Annotated in this window: 18 protein-coding genes and 2 pseudogenes; 10 read left to right on the forward strand and 10 right to left on the reverse strand. The window is 71.1% G+C overall.

The window, feature by feature from the left end:
* Positions 1 to 2 precede the first annotated feature (2 nt).
* The 8 genes from EST54_RS05400 to fabG are packed head-to-tail and all read left to right on the forward strand — an operon-like array spanning position 3 to position 6094.
* Positions 3 to 275, forward strand: coding sequence for an acyl carrier protein (locus EST54_RS05400; RefSeq protein WP_129245561.1), 273 nt, complete (start codon positions 3 to 5; stop codon positions 273 to 275).
* Positions 272 to 535: an acyl carrier protein gene (locus tag EST54_RS05405; RefSeq protein ID WP_129245563.1), complete on the forward strand. Its 264-nt coding sequence runs from the start codon at positions 272 to 274 to the stop codon at positions 533 to 535. The genes EST54_RS05400 and EST54_RS05405 overlap by 4 nt, the downstream gene beginning before the upstream one ends.
* Positions 510 to 1652, forward strand: a complete 1143-nt coding sequence (locus EST54_RS05410; RefSeq protein ID WP_129245565.1) for a beta-ketoacyl-[acyl-carrier-protein] synthase family protein — start codon at positions 510 to 512, stop codon at positions 1650 to 1652. Before EST54_RS05405 ends, EST54_RS05410 begins: the two co-directional genes overlap by 26 nt.
* Positions 1649 to 2194, forward strand: coding sequence for a hypothetical protein (locus tag EST54_RS05415; protein WP_129245567.1), 546 nt, complete (start codon positions 1649 to 1651; stop codon positions 2192 to 2194). Before EST54_RS05410 ends, EST54_RS05415 begins: the two co-directional genes overlap by 4 nt.
* Positions 2191 to 2868, forward strand: a complete 678-nt coding sequence (locus EST54_RS05420; RefSeq protein ID WP_203525367.1) for a hypothetical protein — start codon at positions 2191 to 2193, stop codon at positions 2866 to 2868. Before EST54_RS05415 ends, EST54_RS05420 begins: the two co-directional genes overlap by 4 nt.
* The gene (locus EST54_RS05425) at positions 2865 to 4322 is read left to right on the forward strand and encodes a DHA2 family efflux MFS transporter permease subunit (protein ID WP_129245569.1); all 1458 of its coding nucleotides are present in this window, start codon (positions 2865 to 2867) and stop codon (positions 4320 to 4322) included. Before EST54_RS05420 ends, EST54_RS05425 begins: the two co-directional genes overlap by 4 nt.
* Positions 4319 to 5341: an AurF N-oxygenase family protein gene (locus EST54_RS05430; RefSeq protein WP_129245571.1), complete on the forward strand. Its 1023-nt coding sequence runs from the start codon at positions 4319 to 4321 to the stop codon at positions 5339 to 5341. Before EST54_RS05425 ends, EST54_RS05430 begins: the two co-directional genes overlap by 4 nt.
* Positions 5342 to 5368: 27 nt before the next feature.
* The gene (gene fabG / locus EST54_RS05435; protein WP_129245573.1) at positions 5369 to 6094 is read left to right on the forward strand and encodes a 3-oxoacyl-ACP reductase FabG; all 726 of its coding nucleotides are present in this window, start codon (positions 5369 to 5371) and stop codon (positions 6092 to 6094) included.
* Between the two features lie 511 nt (positions 6095 to 6605).
* Here fabG and EST54_RS05440 read toward each other — a convergent pair.
* The 10 genes and pseudogenes from EST54_RS05440 to EST54_RS05485 all read right to left on the reverse strand — a co-directional run bounded on the left by EST54_RS05440 (position 6606) and on the right by EST54_RS05485 (position 16302).
* The gene (locus tag EST54_RS05440) at positions 6606 to 7142 is read right to left on the reverse strand and encodes a helix-turn-helix transcriptional regulator (protein ID WP_239012680.1); all 537 of its coding nucleotides are present in this window, start codon (positions 7140 to 7142) and stop codon (positions 6606 to 6608) included.
* A gap of 382 nt (positions 7143 to 7524) precedes the next feature.
* A complete protein-coding gene (locus EST54_RS05445) occupies positions 7525 to 9456 on the reverse strand; it encodes an ABC transporter ATP-binding protein (RefSeq protein WP_129245577.1) in 1932 nt (643 codons plus the stop codon).
* On the reverse strand, positions 9453 to 9887 hold the full coding sequence (locus EST54_RS05450; protein ID WP_129245579.1) for a lasso peptide biosynthesis B2 protein: 435 nt from the start codon (positions 9885 to 9887) through the stop codon (positions 9453 to 9455). Before EST54_RS05450 ends, EST54_RS05445 begins: the two co-directional genes overlap by 4 nt.
* Positions 9884 to 10138, reverse strand: a complete 255-nt coding sequence (locus EST54_RS05455; RefSeq protein WP_129245581.1) for a lasso peptide biosynthesis PqqD family chaperone — start codon at positions 10136 to 10138, stop codon at positions 9884 to 9886. The genes EST54_RS05450 and EST54_RS05455 overlap by 4 nt, the downstream gene beginning before the upstream one ends.
* Positions 10139 to 10174: 36 nt before the next feature.
* Positions 10175 to 12032, reverse strand: a pseudogene (locus EST54_RS05460) (lasso peptide isopeptide bond-forming cyclase).
* A 27-nt stretch (positions 12033 to 12059) separates the two neighbouring features.
* On the reverse strand, positions 12060 to 12170 hold the full coding sequence (locus EST54_RS05465) for a keywimysin-related RiPP (protein ID WP_104531164.1): 111 nt from the start codon (positions 12168 to 12170) through the stop codon (positions 12060 to 12062).
* Positions 12171 to 12606: 436 nt separating this feature from the next.
* The gene (locus EST54_RS05470) at positions 12607 to 13629 is read right to left on the reverse strand and encodes a proline racemase family protein (RefSeq protein ID WP_129245583.1); all 1023 of its coding nucleotides are present in this window, start codon (positions 13627 to 13629) and stop codon (positions 12607 to 12609) included.
* Positions 13630 to 13724: 95 nt separating this feature from the next.
* Positions 13725 to 14588: a hypothetical protein gene (locus EST54_RS05475; protein WP_129245585.1), complete on the reverse strand. Its 864-nt coding sequence runs from the start codon at positions 14586 to 14588 to the stop codon at positions 13725 to 13727.
* 25 nt (positions 14589 to 14613) lie between these two features.
* Positions 14614 to 14973: a peptidase inhibitor family I36 protein gene (locus tag EST54_RS05480; RefSeq protein ID WP_129245587.1), complete on the reverse strand. Its 360-nt coding sequence runs from the start codon at positions 14971 to 14973 to the stop codon at positions 14614 to 14616.
* A 171-nt stretch (positions 14974 to 15144) separates the two neighbouring features.
* Positions 15145 to 16302: a magnesium and cobalt transport protein CorA gene (locus EST54_RS05485; protein WP_129245589.1), complete on the reverse strand. Its 1158-nt coding sequence runs from the start codon at positions 16300 to 16302 to the stop codon at positions 15145 to 15147.
* A gap of 220 nt (positions 16303 to 16522) precedes the next feature.
* Between EST54_RS05485 and EST54_RS05490 the strand changes: the two genes are divergently transcribed.
* Both EST54_RS05490 and EST54_RS05495 read left to right on the forward strand, forming a co-directional pair.
* Positions 16523 to 16912, forward strand: a complete 390-nt coding sequence (locus EST54_RS05490) for a cell division protein SepF (RefSeq protein ID WP_006602537.1) — start codon at positions 16523 to 16525, stop codon at positions 16910 to 16912.
* A 55-nt stretch (positions 16913 to 16967) separates the two neighbouring features.
* Positions 16968 to 17605: pseudogene (locus EST54_RS05495) on the forward strand (biotin transporter BioY); the annotation flags it as partial.

Consider the following 17605-nt stretch of genomic DNA (forward strand, 5'->3'; position numbering starts at 1 on the left):
CAATGAGCGACACCATAAGGGAGTTCGTCCTGACCACGCTGGGCGAACTCAACTACGACACGAGCGGCGTCACGGACGGCACGCCCCTCGGCGACGGCGGTCTGGAGCTGGAGTCGCTCTCGCTCGCCGAGGTCGCGATGCACGTCGAGCAGCAGTACGGCGTCCAGTTCGACGACGACGAACTGGAGGGCATCGGCAAGCTCACCTTCGGCGAGTTCAGCACGCTGATCGGCGAGCGCGCCCAGGGCCCGGCCGGGACGGGACCGGCCGCGTGACCGCTCAGGCCCCGCCGACCAGAAACGAGCTGGTCGAGCTGCTCGCGTCGTACGGCGACCGGCCACCCGGCGAGGTCCCCGACCGCGTCGATTCGCTGGAACTCGCCTGGATCATCCACTCGATGGAGGAGCGCTACGAGGTGGAGCTCGACCTCGACGACGGCCAGCTCGCGCGCATGGTGACGCTCGACAGCGTGCTCGACGTCCTCGCGGCAACCCTGGGGGGTGAACCGCATGACCGCCCCGCGGCCCACCGCTGAGCGCGCGGCCGTCGTCGTCACCGGCATGTCGGTGACCACCGCCTTCGGCCGGGGAACGGACCGGCTGCGCCAGGCACTCGCGGCCGGGCAGCCGGCCTTCACCGAGGTGACCCGGTTCGACGTCGGCCGCCGGCGCGCCAAGCGGGCCGCCCACCTTCCGGGCGCCCCGGTGCTCCTGGACGAGCTGGGCGATGTCCTCACCCAGGCGATCGGGCAGTCGGGCCTGGACGCGGCCGCGGTCGCGCGGACACCGCTGCTGTGCGCCCGGCACAGCGATCCGTCCTGGCCGCGAGAGCGCCAGGAGGACGGCCACGCCGCCGCCACCGGCAGCGCGCTCGCGGCGCGCGCGGGGCTGCGCGACGCCCCCCGCACCTACACCAATGCCTGTGTGGCCGCGAGCACGGCGCTGGCCGACGCGGCCGCGCTGATCGCGTCCGGCCGTGAGGAGCGGGTGGCGGTGGCCGCCGGCTACCTCGTCGACGAGGACGTCTTCGCCCTGTTCGACGCGGGGCGGGCGCTCGCCGACGACGGCGCCCTGCGCTCCTTCAGCGCCGGCCGCCGGGGGCTGCTGCTCGGGGACGGGATGGCGGCCGTGATCCTGGAGTCGGCCACCGCGGCCGAACGCCGTGGCGCCGAGCCGCTGGCGCGGCTGCTGGGCTGGGGCCGCGCCGGCGACGCCCACCACGTGTGCCAGCCGCACCCCGAGGGGCTCGGCATGGCCCGGGCGCTGGCCGCCGCGCTGGCCCGGGCCGACCGCGCCCCCGAGGAGGTCGACTACCTCAACGCGCACGGCACCGGCACCCCGTACAACGACTCCGCGGAGGCCGCGGCCGTCCACCTCGCCTTCGGGGCCCATGCGCCCAAGCTGCCGGTGAGTTCCACCAAGTCGCTGACCGGACACACGCTGGAGGCCTCCGGGCTGGTGGAGTTCGCCGTGTCGGTGCTCGTCCTCCAGGAGGGACTGCTTCCGGTGAACGCCGGCTACACCGGCCAGGATCCGGCCTGCCGGCTCGACCTCGTGACACAGGCTCCGCGCAGGCTGCAGCCGTCGACCGTGGTCTCCCTCAACGCCGCCTTCGGCGGTGCCAACACGGCTCTGGTTCTGGGGGCGGCATGACGGCGCGCGCGCAGGTATGGGAACGGGCCTCGTGGCCCGGGCCGGACGGCGACGCGGCCGCGGGCCCGCGCAAGCTTCCCGGTTTCGTGGTGTCGTCGTTCAGCCCGCTCGTCGCCGAGGTCGCCGACCGCGTGCTGCGCGGCCACTACGGTGACCCGTCCGCCGCGGCCGGCCAGGGCGCCCGCACGGCCGTCGTGCTCGTCAGCCGACTCGGCGACGTCGCCACCGACCGCGCGGTGGCCGCGGCGGTGGACGCCGGACGCCCGGTGCAGCCCCTGCTGTTCTTCCAGTCCGTGCCCAACTCGGTGCTCGGCCACGTGACCACCCAGTGGCAGCTGCACGGACCGGTGGTCTGCTTCAGCCCGGCGGGCGACCCCGAGGAGGCCGCGCTGGACTACGCCGACCTGCTCTTCGCGGACGACGAGGCGGACCGCGCGCTGCTCGTCCTGGTGGAGCTCGCGAGCGGTCAGGGCGCGCACGGTACGGCGACCGCACTGCTGGTCGGCCCCGGGGACCGGGCGGCGGAAGGGGTGCATCCGTGACGGCGCAGGAAACCGGGCAGCCGGTCACGACCCCCGTCGACGCGCTGGAGAACGAACTCACCGTGGCCCTGCGGCAGTTCTGGTGGCTGCACGATGCCCGCTGGTACCAGGGCGTCAAGAAGCGCTTCGGCCAGGAGGTCGCCAACGAGATCAACGCGGAGGCCCTCCGGTTCGTCGGCCGGCGCGTCGGCTCGTGGTACGCGAACCGGGAGGGCACCCCCGACGTGTGCTCCCCGGCCGCGTTGCGGGACGTCATCGAGTCGATCACCCGCATCATGACCAACGAGGACATGATGCGCTCCCACACGGAGCCGGACCCCGACGGGGGAGGGGGCGTCCAGACCGTCATCACCGAGCACTTCGCCCTGCGGATGCTGCGGGCCGCGCGCTCCCTGGAGGGGTACGACTGCCCCTGTCTCGACATGCGCGGCGGCTGGTTCGAAGGGCTCGGGGCCGACGTCCGGGACGAAAACAGGGAATGCATGCGGACCGGTGGGGCCGTCTGCCGCTTCCACACCGAATCCGCGGCGGCCGAATCCGCGCCGGCCGAGACCGTGGACACCGGATCCGCGGCGGCCGAATCCGTGGAGACCGCCTCCGCGGAGACCGCATCCATGGAGACCGAACCCGTGGAGACCGCATCCACGGAGCGCAAGGAGTTGCACCGTTCATGACCGCCAGCCCCGCTCCGGCCCCTGAGCCCGACCGTCCGCCGTATGCCCGTCCGGGGCTGACCCTGCTCGTGGCCTGCGGCGCCGCCTTCATCGCCTTCCTCGGCGTCTCGGTGGTGTACATCGCCTTCCCCGAACTGCCGAAGAGCTTCCCCGGCTCCTCGCTGTCCTCCCTGTCCTGGGTCGTGAGCGGATACACGGTCGTCTTCGCCGCCGCGCTGGCGCCGGTCGGAAAGATGGCCGACGTCATCGGCCTGCGCACCCTGTTCCTGCTCTCGGTGACCGGCTTCACCGCGGCCTCGCTGCTGTGCGCGCTCGCGCCGACGGCGGAACTGCTGATCGCCTGCTGCGCGCTGCAGGGGCTGTTCGCGGCCGGCATGATCCCCTCGTCGCTCGGTCTGCTGCTGGCCTCCCGGCCGCCGCAGCAGCGGCCGAAGGCCATCGGCCTGTGGGGCGCCAGCTCCTCGGCGGCCGCCGCGGTGGGGCCCCCGCTGGGCGGCTTCCTGGTGCACAGCTTCGACTGGACCGGCGTGTTCCTGGTGAACGTCCCGCTCGGCGCGGCCCTGCTGCTCACGGCGTGGCGCGTGCTGCCCAAGCTGCGCACCGAGCGCGGCGGCCTGCCCGACCTGATCGGCATGCTGGCCCTGATGCTCGGCGTCGGCGGCCTGGTCGCCGGTCTGACGAAGGGCAGCACGTGGGGCTGGGGCAGCCCCGCGTTCGTGGCGACCACCCTGGGCGGCGCCCTGCTGCTCGCACTGGCGGTCCTGCGCTCGCGCCGGCACCGCGTCCCGGCGCTGGAGCTCACGCTGCTGCACACCCGTAAATTCGCGGTGGCCAACGCGACCTTTGTGCTCTTCGGCGCGGCGATGTACTGCTGGTTGATCGCGGCGCCGCTGTTCACCACCGAGATCTGGCACTACTCGCCGCTGGCGGCCGGGCTCGCCCTGACCCCGGGCGCGGTGCTGTCCGTGGCCGCCTCGGTGCTGGCCGGGCGGATGCCCCGCAAGCACCAGCGGACGGTGGTGGTGGCCGGCGCGCTCATGGTCGCCGTGCAGTGCGGCATCTGGGCGGTGGCCCTCAGGTCCCAGCCGGACTACCTCCTGGTGTGGCTGCCGGCCAACCTGATCGGCGGGGTGGGGATCGGTGCCGTGATGACCACGCTGTCCTCGGCGGCGGCCGGGGCGCTGCCCCCGCAGCGGTTCGCGGCCGGCGCGGGCCTGGCCATGACCTCCCGGCAGGTCGGCGCGGCCCTGGGAACCGGCGCCTTCGCGGCACTGACGGCGGCGCTGGGCGGCCCGCAACTGGGCTCGTTCCGGCAGGTGTTCCTGGTCTGCACGGTGCTCTCGGCGCTGGCCGGAGCCGTCGCCCTGTGGCTGACGGACCCGGCGGCCCGGCCCACGGCGGACCCGTCCGCACCCCCGCGGCCCCTGTCCGAGGTACGAGGAGAATCACGATGAGCAGTCGGGCGCCCGAAGAACCCACCGGAATACGGCCCCCGGAGATCCCCGCATACGACCCGGACGACCCGGTGGAGAACGCCGTCATCGCCCGGCTCGCCGGGAACTGGCACCGCAGGGCCGCCGTGAAGCGCGAAGAGCCGCACCTCGCCGACCTGTTCGAGCTGCCGCGCGACGACTACCCGGAGAAGATCCTTCCGTTCCGGGACCACCCCACGTTCCGGGCCCTGTCGCCCGAGGACCGTGCCCGCCTGCTGAGCTGGGCGTGGATCTCCTACAACCGCACCACGGTGCTGCTGGAGGGGCAGATCGTCAATCCCGCGTTCCAGCTCGGGCTCGACGGAAAGTTCCCCCAGCCGGTGGGCGAGTTGATGCAGCGCAGCCTGGCGCAGGCCATGGTCGACGAGCAGTACCACACCCTGATGCACCTCAACGCCAGCGCGGTGACCCGGCGCATGCGCAAGGAGGCGTTCGCCGACACCGCGCTGCCCAAGCCGCTCGTCGTACGGGAGCACGAGGCCCGCCTCGCCTCCTGCGCGGACGAGCGGGAACGCCGGCTGACCACCCTCGCCTTCGCCACCGTCGCCGAGATATCCATCAACGCCTATCTGAACCTGATAGCCGAGGACACGGAGATCCAGCCGGTCAACAGCGCCACCGTCCGCATCCACAACCGGGACGAGTACTGCCACGCCTCGATCTGCGCGGTGCTGGCCGAGCAGGTCCACCACGCCCTGGGCGACGCCGAACGACGGTTCTTCCTCGACTCCCTCGTCGCCGGTCTCGAAGCGTTCGTCGGCAACGACTTCCGGGCCTGGCACCGCATCATGGCCGAGACCGGCATCCGCGGCGGCCACGAGATGCTCGACGACATCCAGCACGCCGGCGGACGCAAGCGGCTGGTGCAGGACTTCTCCGGGCTGCGGAAGCTGGTCGAGAGCCTGGATGCCGTCGACGACGTCGACTTCGACTGGTCCCGGAGCGTCACCGGCTCCGCTGCGCTCTCGCCCACCCGCTGACCCCCAGACCTCCGGGAAACGGACACCATGACTGACTCGACCGGACAGCCGGCCCGTACCGTGCTCGTCACCGGCGGCAACCGCGGCATCGGCGCGGCGATCGCGGCGGCCTTCGTCGCCCAGGGCGACCGCGTCGCCGTCACCCACCGGGGTTCCGGCGTCCCCGAGGGAGCCCTCGGCGTGACGTGCGACGTCACCGACACCACCTCCGTGGACGCCGCGTTCACCGAGGTGGAGGCGGAACTGGGGCCGGTGGGGGTGCTGGTGGCCAACGCGGGGATCACCGCCGACGGGCTGCTGATGCGGATGAAGGAGGAGCAGTTCCTGCGGGTGATGGACACCAACCTCGCCGGGGCCTGGCGCTGCGCCCGGCGCGCCGTCCCCCCGATGCTCCGGGCCCGCGGCGGCCGGATCATCCTGGTCTCCTCCGTGGCCGGTCTCCACGGCAGCGCAGGCCAGACCAACTACGCCGCGAGCAAGGCGGGGTTGGTGGGCCTGGCCCGCTCCCTGACCCGCGAATACGCCGCGCGCAACGTCGTCGCCAATGTGGTGGCCCCCGGCCTGATCGACACGGACATGACGGCGGCGCTGTCGGAGGAGTCCCGCCAGGAGAAGGTCCGCGGGATCCCGATGGGCCGCAGCGCCACCGCCGAGGAGGTGGCCGGCGCCGTGACCTGGCTGGCCGGGCCGCAGGCCTCCTACGTGGCCGGTGCCGTGATCCCCGTCGACGGAGGCCTCGGGATGGGACACTGAGCCGCCACTCTTTGCTGCTGCCCGCCTTGGACGACCGCGCCGACGGCGGCTCCCGTACGGAGATCGACGACCCTCGGGTGCTCAACGGGGCGTCGGTGGCGCAGATCTGGGAGATGTACCTGGGCACCGGGCCCGCCGCGGCCCCGGTGCGTTCCACCTCTTCGAGGACTGGGCACCGACCACGGACCTGGCCCGCGCCACCGTCGCCCACTGGACCCGCGCGCTGCGTGACGCACTGGCCGAAAAGTGAACGGCCCGCGCGCCGACAAGGGTCCGGAGGCGCCCAGCACGGGCCCCGGCGCCGGCGCGCGGAAAGGAATCCGGCACCCGGCCCTTCGAATGTCCCCTCCCCTCGAATTTCCCATTCCGCCACCGGACCTTCACAAAGGGATAACGGGAACAGTGAATTCCGTATGCCCCGGCCGGGTCGAACGACGGCCGGGGCGCGGACTCTCCGCCGGAAAACACGCCGGCATGCCTACCGGTTCAAGCAATTCAGCCGATCCGGTATTCAGCTGGCGCGGGGCCTCGGCTGCGGCGGCAGTCCCTTGTTCACCGCGTCCATCCGCGAACGGGCGTCGAGCTTGGCGAAGATGTTCCGCAGATGACGCTTGACCGTGCCCTCGGAGATGGCGAGCAGACTGGCGATCTGACGGTTGCTCAATGCCCGTGCGACATGCTCCAGGATCTCCGTTTCCCGGCTCGTCAACGCCTCCCGCCCACTCTCCTGCCTGTGCGTCCCCGCCCCCGCCACCCCTGCCCCCGTCTGCGCCTCCGCCTGCGGCGCACGGGGCGAGCCGTCGGCGGCAAGGTGGCCTGGTGGTTTCTGCGGCACTCCGACCCGGAAGTGGAGCCGGTCATTCGAGTTTCCGCGGACGAAGTACCGGTGAATCATTCCCGACGGAAGTGTCACGCTCAGGTGTGCGCCGGCCTCCCAGTCGAACGATTCCTTTCCCGCGGGATCGACGAGAATCAGCCCCCGTAGCCCCTCGCCTAACCGCTCGGCCGGTTGCGCCAATAGTTCCCGATACTCCTTGTTCTGCCGCATATGAGCCATCCCCCGCTGGTAGTCCGGCGTGTGCCGCCAGATGGTTTCACGGCCATAATGCCTCTTCTGTCGTAACCGTGGCCGGAATTACCGCCGGTACTCGCGAAGAATGGCCGACTGCTGCCCTTGGGTGGCTCAACGCGTCAGGGCACGTCACGGACGCGGCGGGGCAAGGAAGGAGCCCCATTTCAGCCAGACTTCGGGGTCCCCAGGAAGGCAGCAGGCAGGAGGGACGCACAATCCCCTCCCGCAGAACCTGGCCGGATTCTCGCCACGGTGCGCGGAAGAGGCAACGGCGTCGGGCGGCCAGGACGCCGGGCCCGGAGGCGCCCGGGCCGGTTCCGCCTCCCCCGGGGCGGTTGCCGTGAAGTGAGGCCGTGGGCTACGGCGTTCGGGGCCGTCCGTGCGCGGCCGTCGCCGCCTCCGCCCCGGATGCGCCGTCGGCCGGCCGGAGCATCTGGCCGGAGGCCAGCGCACGGTACGAGGGGCTGGTGGTCAGCAGTTCCTGGTGGGAGCCGGCGGCGACGGTGCGGCCTTCCTCCAGCACGATGATGCGGTCGGCGTGCTGGACGGTGGAGAGGCGGTGCGCGATCACCAGGAGGGCGCACTCCTGCGCGGCTTCCTTCATGAGCGTGGTGAGCGCGGTCTCGTTGATGGCATCGAGGTGGGAGGTCGGTTCGTCGAGGAGGAGAAGTGCGGGCCGGGCGAGGAGGGCGCGGGCCAGGGCGACCCGCTGCCGTTCGCCGGCCGACAGGGTGTTGCCGCGTTCGCCGAGTACGCCGGACAGGCCCCCGGGCAGTCGTCGGACCACCCCGTCGAGCCGGGCGAGTTCGACGACCCGCCGGACCTCGGCATCACCGGCGTCGGGTGCCGCGTAGGCAATGTTGTCCCGGAGCGAGCCATGGACGACATGCGTGTTCTGGTCGACGACGGCGATGCGTGCCCGGCATGCGCCGCGGCTCAGCTCGGCTGCGGGACGACCGTCGAACAGCAGCCTTCCGGAGCCCGGTTCGTAGAACCTCGCCACCAGCGCGAAGATCGTGCTCTTGCCTGCGCCCGACCGTCCGACGAGGGCGACCTGCCCGTGGTGGGGGACGGCGAACGAGACACCGTTGAGCACCGGCCGGTCCGGCACGTACCCGAAATGGACGTCTTGCAGAGCCAGGGCCGGCGTCTCGCCCCTCCCCCTCCGCTCAACCCGCCGGGCCACCACACGGTCGACACACCCGCCCGTGGCGATCCGCTCCACGGACTCCACGGACTCCACGGACTCCACGGGCCTCTCGTCCAGGAACTCCACGGACTCTGCGGTCTCCTCGGTCTCCTCGGGCTCCGCCGGCAGGGCCAGCGCCTGCGCGATCCGCTGGTACGCGCCCATGCCGCGCTGCATCAGCCCGACCGCCCGGAAGACCGACGACAACGGCAGCACCAGGTAGGAGGCGTACAGCAGAAAGGCGACCAGGTCGCCGAGGGAGTTGGCGTGTCCGTTGACCCGCAGCCCGCCGATGACCAGGACGAGCAGGAAGGAGCCCTGGACGGCGAGTTCGACGGCGGGGCTCATCACCGAGGCGAGTTTCGCGGTCCGTACGCCGGCGTCGTACGCCGCGTCGACCCGCGTGCCGATGCGCGCCGCCTCGCGCTCCTCGGCGCGGTGCACCCGGACCATCGGCAAGGCGCCCAGCGCGCGCTCCAGTTCGGCGGCGACGGCGCCGACGGAGCCTTGCATGCGTGCGGAGGCGGCCCGGATGCCTTTGAGCAGGGAGGCCACGACCACGGCGGCGGTGGCCACGGTCAGGGCGACCAGAAGCAGCAGCAGCGGATCGATCCACGCCATCAGGACGACCGCCCCGGCGGCGGCGAGGGCGCCGGTCACCAGGTCGACCAGCGCCTGGGACACGACGTCCCTGAGCAGGGTGGTGTCGGTGGTCACGCGGGAGATCAGGTCGCCGGTGCGGTGCCGGTGGTACTGGTGCATTTCCAGCCGCAGCAGGCGCGCGATGAGGCCGTGACGCAGTCCCCGTACGACGCCTTCGCCCATGCGTTCCAGGACGAAGCGCCCCACCGCGCCGGTCGCCGCCTCGGTGACGAACAGCGTGGCCAGGAGCGCGAGCAGCGGCCAGAAGGCCCGTCCGTGTCCGCTGGCGTCGACGATGTTCCTGGCGACGAGCGGCTGGGCCAGTCCGAGGGCGGAGCCGGCCAGGGTGAGCACGGTGGCGACGACGACGGAGGCCCGGTGCCCGGTGGTGAGCCGGTACATGGTGGCGACCGCACCCCATGTCGAACGGTCCGGTGTCTTCTCGGCGGCCGCGGTCATCGGGTGGGCCGGCTGACGGGTGCCACGGCGATGAGCGGGGTGAAGTAGTCGTCCGGCACCCCTTCGTCCACCGGGCGGGCGTCGACCTCGATCCAGGCGTGCGCCGTGAAGGGAGGCACCACCCGCACCCCGGTGCACCAGGTCGGCCAGCTGCCGCCCAGCCGGCACAGCAGCGCGGCCCCCAGGGAGCGGGGCAGACAGCCGCGCGGCCCGGCGCAGCGCAGGCTGACCGCGCACATCGCGTCCCGGGCGTTCTTGGCCTGGCCGGCGGAGGCCGGCGCGGCTCCGCGGCGTACGAGACCGAGGACGGCGCGGACGCGGTGCGGGGGCAGGAAGGACAGCGCGACGGCGGGGAGGAGGACGAGTCGGGCGGCCAGCCGCCGGGTGAAGGGGACTCCGGTGGGCCGCTCCAGTGCGCTCGGTGTCGTCATGCGGCCAGCCCCGACGCGCGCAGCTCCTCGACCAGGGTCGCGACGTCCTGCTCGGCGCGCGTGCGGTCGATGCCGAACTCGGCGAGGAGCGCGTCGGCCGCCGCTGTTTCGTCGCCGCCCGCCAGCAGGGTGGTGACGATCAGGCTGGCGGTGGGGTTCAGCTCCCAGTACTGGCCGCTGCGTTCGTCCAGCAGGACCGTGCCGTAGTCGGTCGCCGCCGTGGAGACCTTGTCGCCGAACCGCAATGCCATGAGGGCTACCTTTCGTTGGGGCGTGCAGCGAAGTGCCTAGCGGGCGGTGCGGGCCTTGTCCCGCGCGGGGCGGGAGAGGCTGCGCAGCCACACTTCGCCGGCGATGGTCGAGTAGAGGATCGCGTCGCGCAGTCCGGGGGTGGCGGGCCGCTGGGCCAGCCGGCGCAGGGCCTCGCCGTCCACCAGGCCGAGCCGTTCAAGCCGTGAGTCCTCCCAGAGCGCCAACAGGTCACCGCGGTGCTCGCGCAGTCCGTTGGACGCGTCCATGGACGCCGCGGCCTTGTTGGTACGCCCCAGACACGACTCCGGCACGATGCCGCGCATGGCCGTGGTGAGCAGGGGCTTGTACCGCCAGGGCGTCACGCGCTCGCTCGGGCGGACCGCCAGGCACGCCTCGATCACCCGGTCGTCGAAGAACGGCGACGCCATCGGCACCCCGGCCCTGGCCGCCATCCGGTCCCACTGCCGGATGATGCGCGTACAGGAGCGGATCTGCTCCAGATCGGTGTGCAGGCCCCGGTCGGGATGCAGCGGTACGGCGGTCTCGGCCGCCGTACGAAGCGCCCGCCCGGCCAGCCGTTCGGCCTCGGGGGTGACCCAGTCGAACAGCCGCGGTGCCATGCCCCAGCCCAGCCCGCTGCTGACGGACGCGGGCAGCGGACCGCGCAGGCCGCGGGCGGCGTCCGCCAGCCATGTCCCGTACGGCCGGGAGTCGGCCAGCGCCCGGGCCATACCGCCGAGCGGCCACTGCCACAGCGCCCGGAACCCACGAAGCTGCCGCACGGCGAACAACGGGCGCCTGCGCAACAGGCGGTGGTAATACGCCTCGGAGCACCACGCCACGTGGTCACCGCCGATACCGGTCAGATGCAGCCGGCTGCCGCGTTGGGCCAGGCCCGGCAGGTGGTGCAGGACCCGTGAGCGGTCCATGACGCCGATGGTCGGCTCGTCCAGCAGGTCGTCGATGCCGAGGAGATCGTTGTAGACCAGCGGTGAATCGTCGGCGTTCCACACCACGTGCTCGACCTGCGGCAGGCACTCGGCGGCCTGCGAGGCCCAGTACAGGTCGGTGTCCGCGGGATCGCGCCCCGGCCAGGTACTGGCCACCACCTTGGCGGGCGAGCGAGCGGCCAGAAACGTGATGGAGGTGGAGTCCAGCCCGCCGGACAGATCGCAACTGACCACGCCGCCCTGCCGCGTCCGGGCATCGACGGCCGCGGTGAGTGCGGCCCGGACGAGGGGGGCTCCGTCGGCGAGCGACCGGGTCGGCTCCGGCGGCGTCCACCAGCGCGAGTGCCGTACGGACCGGCCGTCCGCCGAGACGATCAGCGCGTCCTGCGGGGGCACGGAGGTGACCTCCCGCCACAGCGGCGCTTCGAGCAACGGGGTGGGGAACCGGCCACAGCAGCCTGACCGCCACTTGTTCCTCGTCCGGTTCGGCGCCCAGCGCGTGGGCGAGCACATCGGCGCTGGTGGCCGCCACCCGCACACCGCCGACGAGCGCGTGGAACACCAGCCGCAGACCGGACGCGGTGCCCTGCATCCGGATCCGCCCGTCACGTGCGGCCACAAGATGGAAGCTGCCGGGCAGGCCGCGTGCCCAGGCGTCGAGTTCGGAGAGATCCCTCAACCGGCCTATCCGGCGCTCCAGTTCGGAGGCGTCGACCGGACAGCAGCCGACGAGGGCGAGGGCGTCCGTGCCGACGCGAGCGGTCACGATGTCCTCGTCGTGCCAGTGGCCCACCAGCCAGGGACGGCCGGAGGCATACGTCAGGGTCCGGGTTTCCGGGCGGGCGAAGCAGCGGGCCACGGCGGCCGCGTCCGCACGGTCGGGAAAGACCGCGAAGTGCGCGTCGCCGGGGCCCGTGCCCGCACCTGGGTGCGTTTCAGTCATGGCTTCGGATCAGCGAGCCGTCGACCGTCAGTTCTTGCTCAGGATCAGCCGGTCGTTTCCGGAGCTGTTCAGGAGCCCGGTCTTCTTCCGGAATGAACCCAGTCGGACGAGCGTCGGCGCTTCGTAGGCCTTCTTCATTTCCGTCTCCTTCGATGCGGATTCCGCCACCCTCCCCAGCCCGGCCACGAGCCGGCCGTCCGGCTCATGAACAGCTGTGCCCGGATTCATCGGAACCCGGAACAGGAGCTGCGGCGCGCCATCGAAGCTAGTTGCAGCCCAGCAGCCTCACGCAACAGAAGAACCCCAAATCGGATTGTATGAATTACCGTGCGACCCGTGATCGAAATACATCGATAGAAACGCGCCACCGAATCGGCAATCGCAGAGCCTGCGTTCGAGCTCCGCTCAGAAAAAACCTTTGGACCTGTGCGTACGTGTCCGCCGCCTTACCCGGCGCACGAGGGCGCAGGAATGCGGAGCGGTAGCCTCCGGGTAGCGCCCGGCTTCGCTCCTCGCACAACCATTCCGCAGCCTTTCGCGCCGGGCGACGACGAATGCAGCATGACGCCCTCGGTCAGGTCCGAAGTACGAACCCGGTGCCGAGGGTGTCTGCGGGATCGAGCTCGAAGCGGTGTTCTCCGGTCCGGTAGGCCGTGCCCGTGACCTCTGGAACCACAGCGGGGTGGCCGTCGGCGGTCAGCTCTTCGACGATCCGGGCGTGGAAGCGGGTACCGACGATGGAGTCGTGAATGAGGGTCTGACCCGGCTTGAGCCGGCCGGTCGCCGCGAGGGCGGCGAGGCGTGAGCAGGTGCCGGAGCCGCACGGAGAGCGGTCGACCTGGCCGTCGGCGAAGACGGCGACGTTGCGCTGGTGCGGATTGCCGTCCTCATCGGTGCCGAGGTCGTCGAACAGGATCGTTCCGTAGATGCCGCTGAGACGGTCATCGACGGGATGGCGGGCGTGTTCGGTCCCGTTCAGCGCCCATTTCACCTCGCGTCCGATGGCGAGGAGAGCAGAGTAGTGCTCGGGCGTGACGCTCAGGCCCACGTCCGCGGCCTTCAGGTGCGCGTAGAGGGCGCCCCCGTAGCCGATGTCGACGATGACGCCCCCGCGCGAGGTCTCGACGGTGACGTGTTGGCCGAGTCGGTAGCTGGGGACGTTGACGAAGTCGACGCCGGTGATCTGCTCGTCGGTCGCGTGCACGCGCATCGTGACGCGGCCCGAGGGGACGTCGACGACGACGGTGGTGGTGCCGGAGGCGTCACGGTCGACGCGGCCGGTCTGTACTGCCCAGACAGCGAGGGCGATGCTGCCGTGCCCGCACGCGGTCGAGAAGCCGTCCTTGTGCCAGAACAGCACACCGAAGTGGGCGCCTGCGTCGTCGGGTGGGGTGATGAACCCGCCGTACATGTCCGCGTGCCCGCGGGGCTCGCAGCACAGTAGCTTGCGCAGGTTGTCCACCTCAGGGGTGGTGAGGGCGAACATGCGGCGGTCGGCGACGGTGGTTCCTTCGATGGCGACCGGAGGCTCGGGGACGATACGGAACGGTTCACCGCCGGTGTGGTAGTCGGTGGTGGCAATCTGATGGATGTTCATGAGGTCCTTTCCCTGCACTCAATCCGGGAACCGCTCCGGCGCCCCCCGATCCAGCGGCAGCCGACAGGAGTTCACCGGGATGCCTCACAGGCCGTTCACATAGCGGAGCTGAGCGCTTGCTTCCGCAGGTCGGCCAGCTTGGCCGCCTGCCGGCGGGTCGATGCGGGCAAGGCCGCCTCGACACGTTTCTGGGCGGTGCGCACGGCCTCGGCGAGATCGCTCTGCCGCTGGCAGGCGGCGTCCCGCTCGGCGAGCTGGAGTTCGCGGCGGCCGACGGCCTGAAGGGCGACACGGTTGCTTCCGGCCTTGTTCGCGGCATTCTGGATGGTGCCGCGCGCATCTTGCAGGGTCGTGAACGACTCCCCCTTGGCGCGCAGGCAGTCGGCCCACGCTTGCTGCGCGCTGCGGAACCCCGGGTCGGTAAGGACCCGGTTGATCACCCGTGCGGTCAGCCCCGCGATGGTGAGCTCGGCCTGCTCCCATTCACTGCCGTACAGCGTCCGCCGTCCCAAGTAGACGCAGCCATCCGTGTTGATGAGCAGGTCGGGGCTGTCCGGTGCGCTGAGCGTGCGCTCATGCTTGCTGGTTCCCGTCAGCGCGTTGCGCCAGGCGGCGCGGCGCCTGGCGTCCAACCGGGTGAGCAGCTGCGAGTTGGGGTCGTCGGGCAGCCCGGCCAGGAGGTCGGCGGTGAGGCCGTACCCTTCCCGTGCAGCCTGCGCCTCGGTCAGCAATCCGTACGGGTTCTCCGCCACCATGCGACCGGCGGGGACCTCACGGTAGGAGAAGCCCCGCTGCCGCATGCAGGCGGTGACGGCCCGCTCCTCCAACTCGTGTAGGGACTTCGCCTGTTCCGTGGAAGCCACGGCCACCCCGTCGAACGGCGCGGGCAGCGGCTCGTCGCCCCGGTGGGCGGGTGCTCCCGAGCACCCGCCCACCGCCAGCAGGCACAGAGCGGTCACGGCCGCTGGTTGGGCACGCATGCCATTAACACCAGTGGTTGGAGGCGATGTTCTTGTACCAGGGGGTGCCGGAGAGATTGCCGATGCCGTAGCCGCGCGGTATGGGCTGAGGGCTGCCGGATCTGCTGAGGCCGCTGTAAATGGTCACGGTGCACTGGGTGCCGGAGTTGGACACCGACACCGCGTTGTTGAACTTGTTGTACTGGAGCAGGTTGTCGTTGTTTCCGTACACCGTGCCCGGGTCGCCGGCGTAGTTCGCGGACAGGTACGCACAGAGCGCACCCGAGGGACACGGATCGGCGGTGGCCGTCGTGGCCGATCCTATGGCCAGGCCCATGGCGACTGCTGCGATCGCGGCTCCGTTCGCCATCAGCTTCTTGAGCATGTCTATCCTCCCGTTCTTCACCGGGCCTTTGGCCCGGGCCAGCGGTCAGAACAGAGCAATCATGCATAAAGCGGTTGGCATGTAGCAGTCAAAAACCGGTCGTATCGCTCAGCAGAACCGGGCAACGGCCACGCCTGAGTGCATCACGGGACCTCGTCTCGCGACGGTTGCTCAGAGCCAGTCCCGCCGCTTGAAGATGACGTACAAACTGACGCATACGATCGCCATCAGGACGATGGCGAAGGGGTACCCGAACGCCCAGTGCAGTTCCGGCATGGACCGGAAGTTCATGCCGTAGATCGTGCCGACGAGAGTCGGCGCGAAGAGAATGGCGGCCCAGGCCGAGATCTTTTTGATTTCCTCGTTCTGTTCGAAGCCGGCCTCGGCCAGCGCCCGCATTTCCGCGTTCTGCTGCTGGTTCACCAGGGTCGCGTTGACGGTGAGGATGTCCTGCAGCGCCTGGCGGAAGCCGTCCACGCGCTCGGTGGTGTGCAGGGCATGGTCGGCCACATCGCGCAGATAACGGCGCAGTTCCTCGTCGATGGCGTACTTCTCGAAGCCCGCGGTCAGGTTCTCCAGCATGCCGTTCAGCGGGCGGGTGGCGCGCTGGAACTCCACGACCTCGCGGGAGAGTTCGTAGATCCGGCGGGAGACCCGGGGATCGCCGCCGAAGACCTCGGTCTCGATCTCGTCGATGTCGTTCTGGACACCGGCGACGACCGGCGCATAGCCGTCGACGACGGCATCGAGGATGGCGTAGAGGACTGCTTCGGGGCCGCGCTTGAGGAGTTCGGGGGTTTCCTCCATGCGGTGGCGTACGGCCGAGAGGTCGGGGGCGCCGCCGTGCCGCACGGTGATCACGAAGTCGCGGCCGACGAAGACATGCAGCTCACCGAAGTCGACCTCCTCGGGATCGTCGAGATAGCGCGCGGCGCGCAGGACGACGAAGAGGGTGCCGCCGTAGCGTTCCAGCTTGGGCCGCTGATGCGCCTCCAGGGCGTCCTCGAGGGCCAGCGGGTGAAGGTCGAACTCCGAGGCCAGGGTGGTGAGTTCGGCGCGGGTGGGGCGGTGCAGGCCGATCCAGGCGAGGGTGCCGGCCCTGGCGCGCTGCTCCCGGAAGGTGTCGGCGAGCGTGTCGTGGGTGCTGACGCGGTGTCCGTCGCGGTACAGGGCGGCGTTGATGACGTGGCCGCCGGTTTCGGCCGACGGTTCCGGGGCGTCGGAGTCGTCCGGGGTGGTGGCGGGCGGGGGGCCGGCGGGTCGCTTCCTCGCGGGTTTGCGCAGGCCACGCAGGCCGCGCGGCCGACGGCCGGCTGGATCGGAGCTCACGACAGAACCGACCTCCGTCACAATGGGGATGAACAGGCACACAGAATCTCGACGCAGGATATCTGTCGCGGATGTCAGCACAGGTCAGGGGCCATGGTGCAGGATGGAACGGGACGTGACGCGGTGTGTGTCGCGTCCGCCGAGCTTTGTATGTTTATCTCTAGAATTGTGCGATGCAGATACCGCAGACAGCCAGCGCTCCCCCGGGTGAGGTGATTCGGTGAACGGCCCCGATGCCACCGACGAGCAGTGGGAAGGGCTCGCCGAGGTCGTCCCGCTCCGCAGTAGTAGTGAATGGCCTTCCTGGCCCGACCACCGGGCCCTCCCCGAGGACGAACCGGCGGAGCAGCTGCGGCGCTTCATCGTCATCCGCGTCCAGACCTTCGCCGACGCCCGTGAGGTCGCCGAGTACTTGATGGCGCAGATCCCCGTCCTGCTGGATCTCAGTAGTGCCGATACCGATGTCGCCAAGCGCATCCTGGACTTCTCCAGCGGCGTCGTCTTCGGGCTGGGCAGCGGGATGCACCGCGTCGACACCAATGTCTTTCTGCTGGCACCCGTCGGCACCGAGGTCGAGGAAGAGGCGGCGGGCGCCATCCCCCGTTCGTAGGAAGAGCTGTTGGGCGTAACGGTTTTCCGCTCGGGGTGCTGCGTAACGTCCGCATATGAATACCGACAGTGTGCGGCCGGCGGTCACCGAGTTACGGCTGTCCGCGTTCAAGACCCATCGCGGCGTCACCCTGCCGCTCGGCCCGCTGACGCTGCTGAGCGGCGGGAGCGGCAGCGGGAAGTCCAGTGCGCTGCAGGCGTACGCGATTCTCGCCCGGCTGGGGAGCGGGGAGTCGCTCGCGCGGGCGCTGGCGGAGGTGGCCGGCGGCCCGTCGGCGTGTGTGCCGACGGGGGCGCGCCCCGACGGGCAGGGGAGGCGCGGCTTCCGCATCGGATGTACGGTCGACGGCCCGGCCGGCCCCGTCAGCCTCGATCTCGCGGTCCAGGCCGAGCCCGAACTGCGCATCGTCGGTGAACGGTTGACCGGCGGCGGCGAGACCTTGCTGACCACCGCGCTCACCGACCCCACCCGCCCCGCGGTCCAGGCGGCCTGGCACACCGCGGGGGCGACCCCGGTGACCCGTGCACCGCTTCCTGACGACCGGCTCGGCACCTCCTTGCTGCCGCTGCGCGTCGCGGGCAAGACGGCGGGCCAGCGGCTGGTCCTGGCGGCCGCGGAACAGGTGGTGGTCGCGCTGCGGTCGGCGTTCGTGTGCGACCCGCGGCCGGAGGTCATGCGTGCCGTGGGGGCGGT

The sequence above is a fragment of the Streptomyces sioyaensis genome, from assembly GCF_004122735.1.
Lineage (GTDB): Bacteria > Actinomycetota > Actinomycetes > Streptomycetales > Streptomycetaceae > Streptomyces > Streptomyces sioyaensis.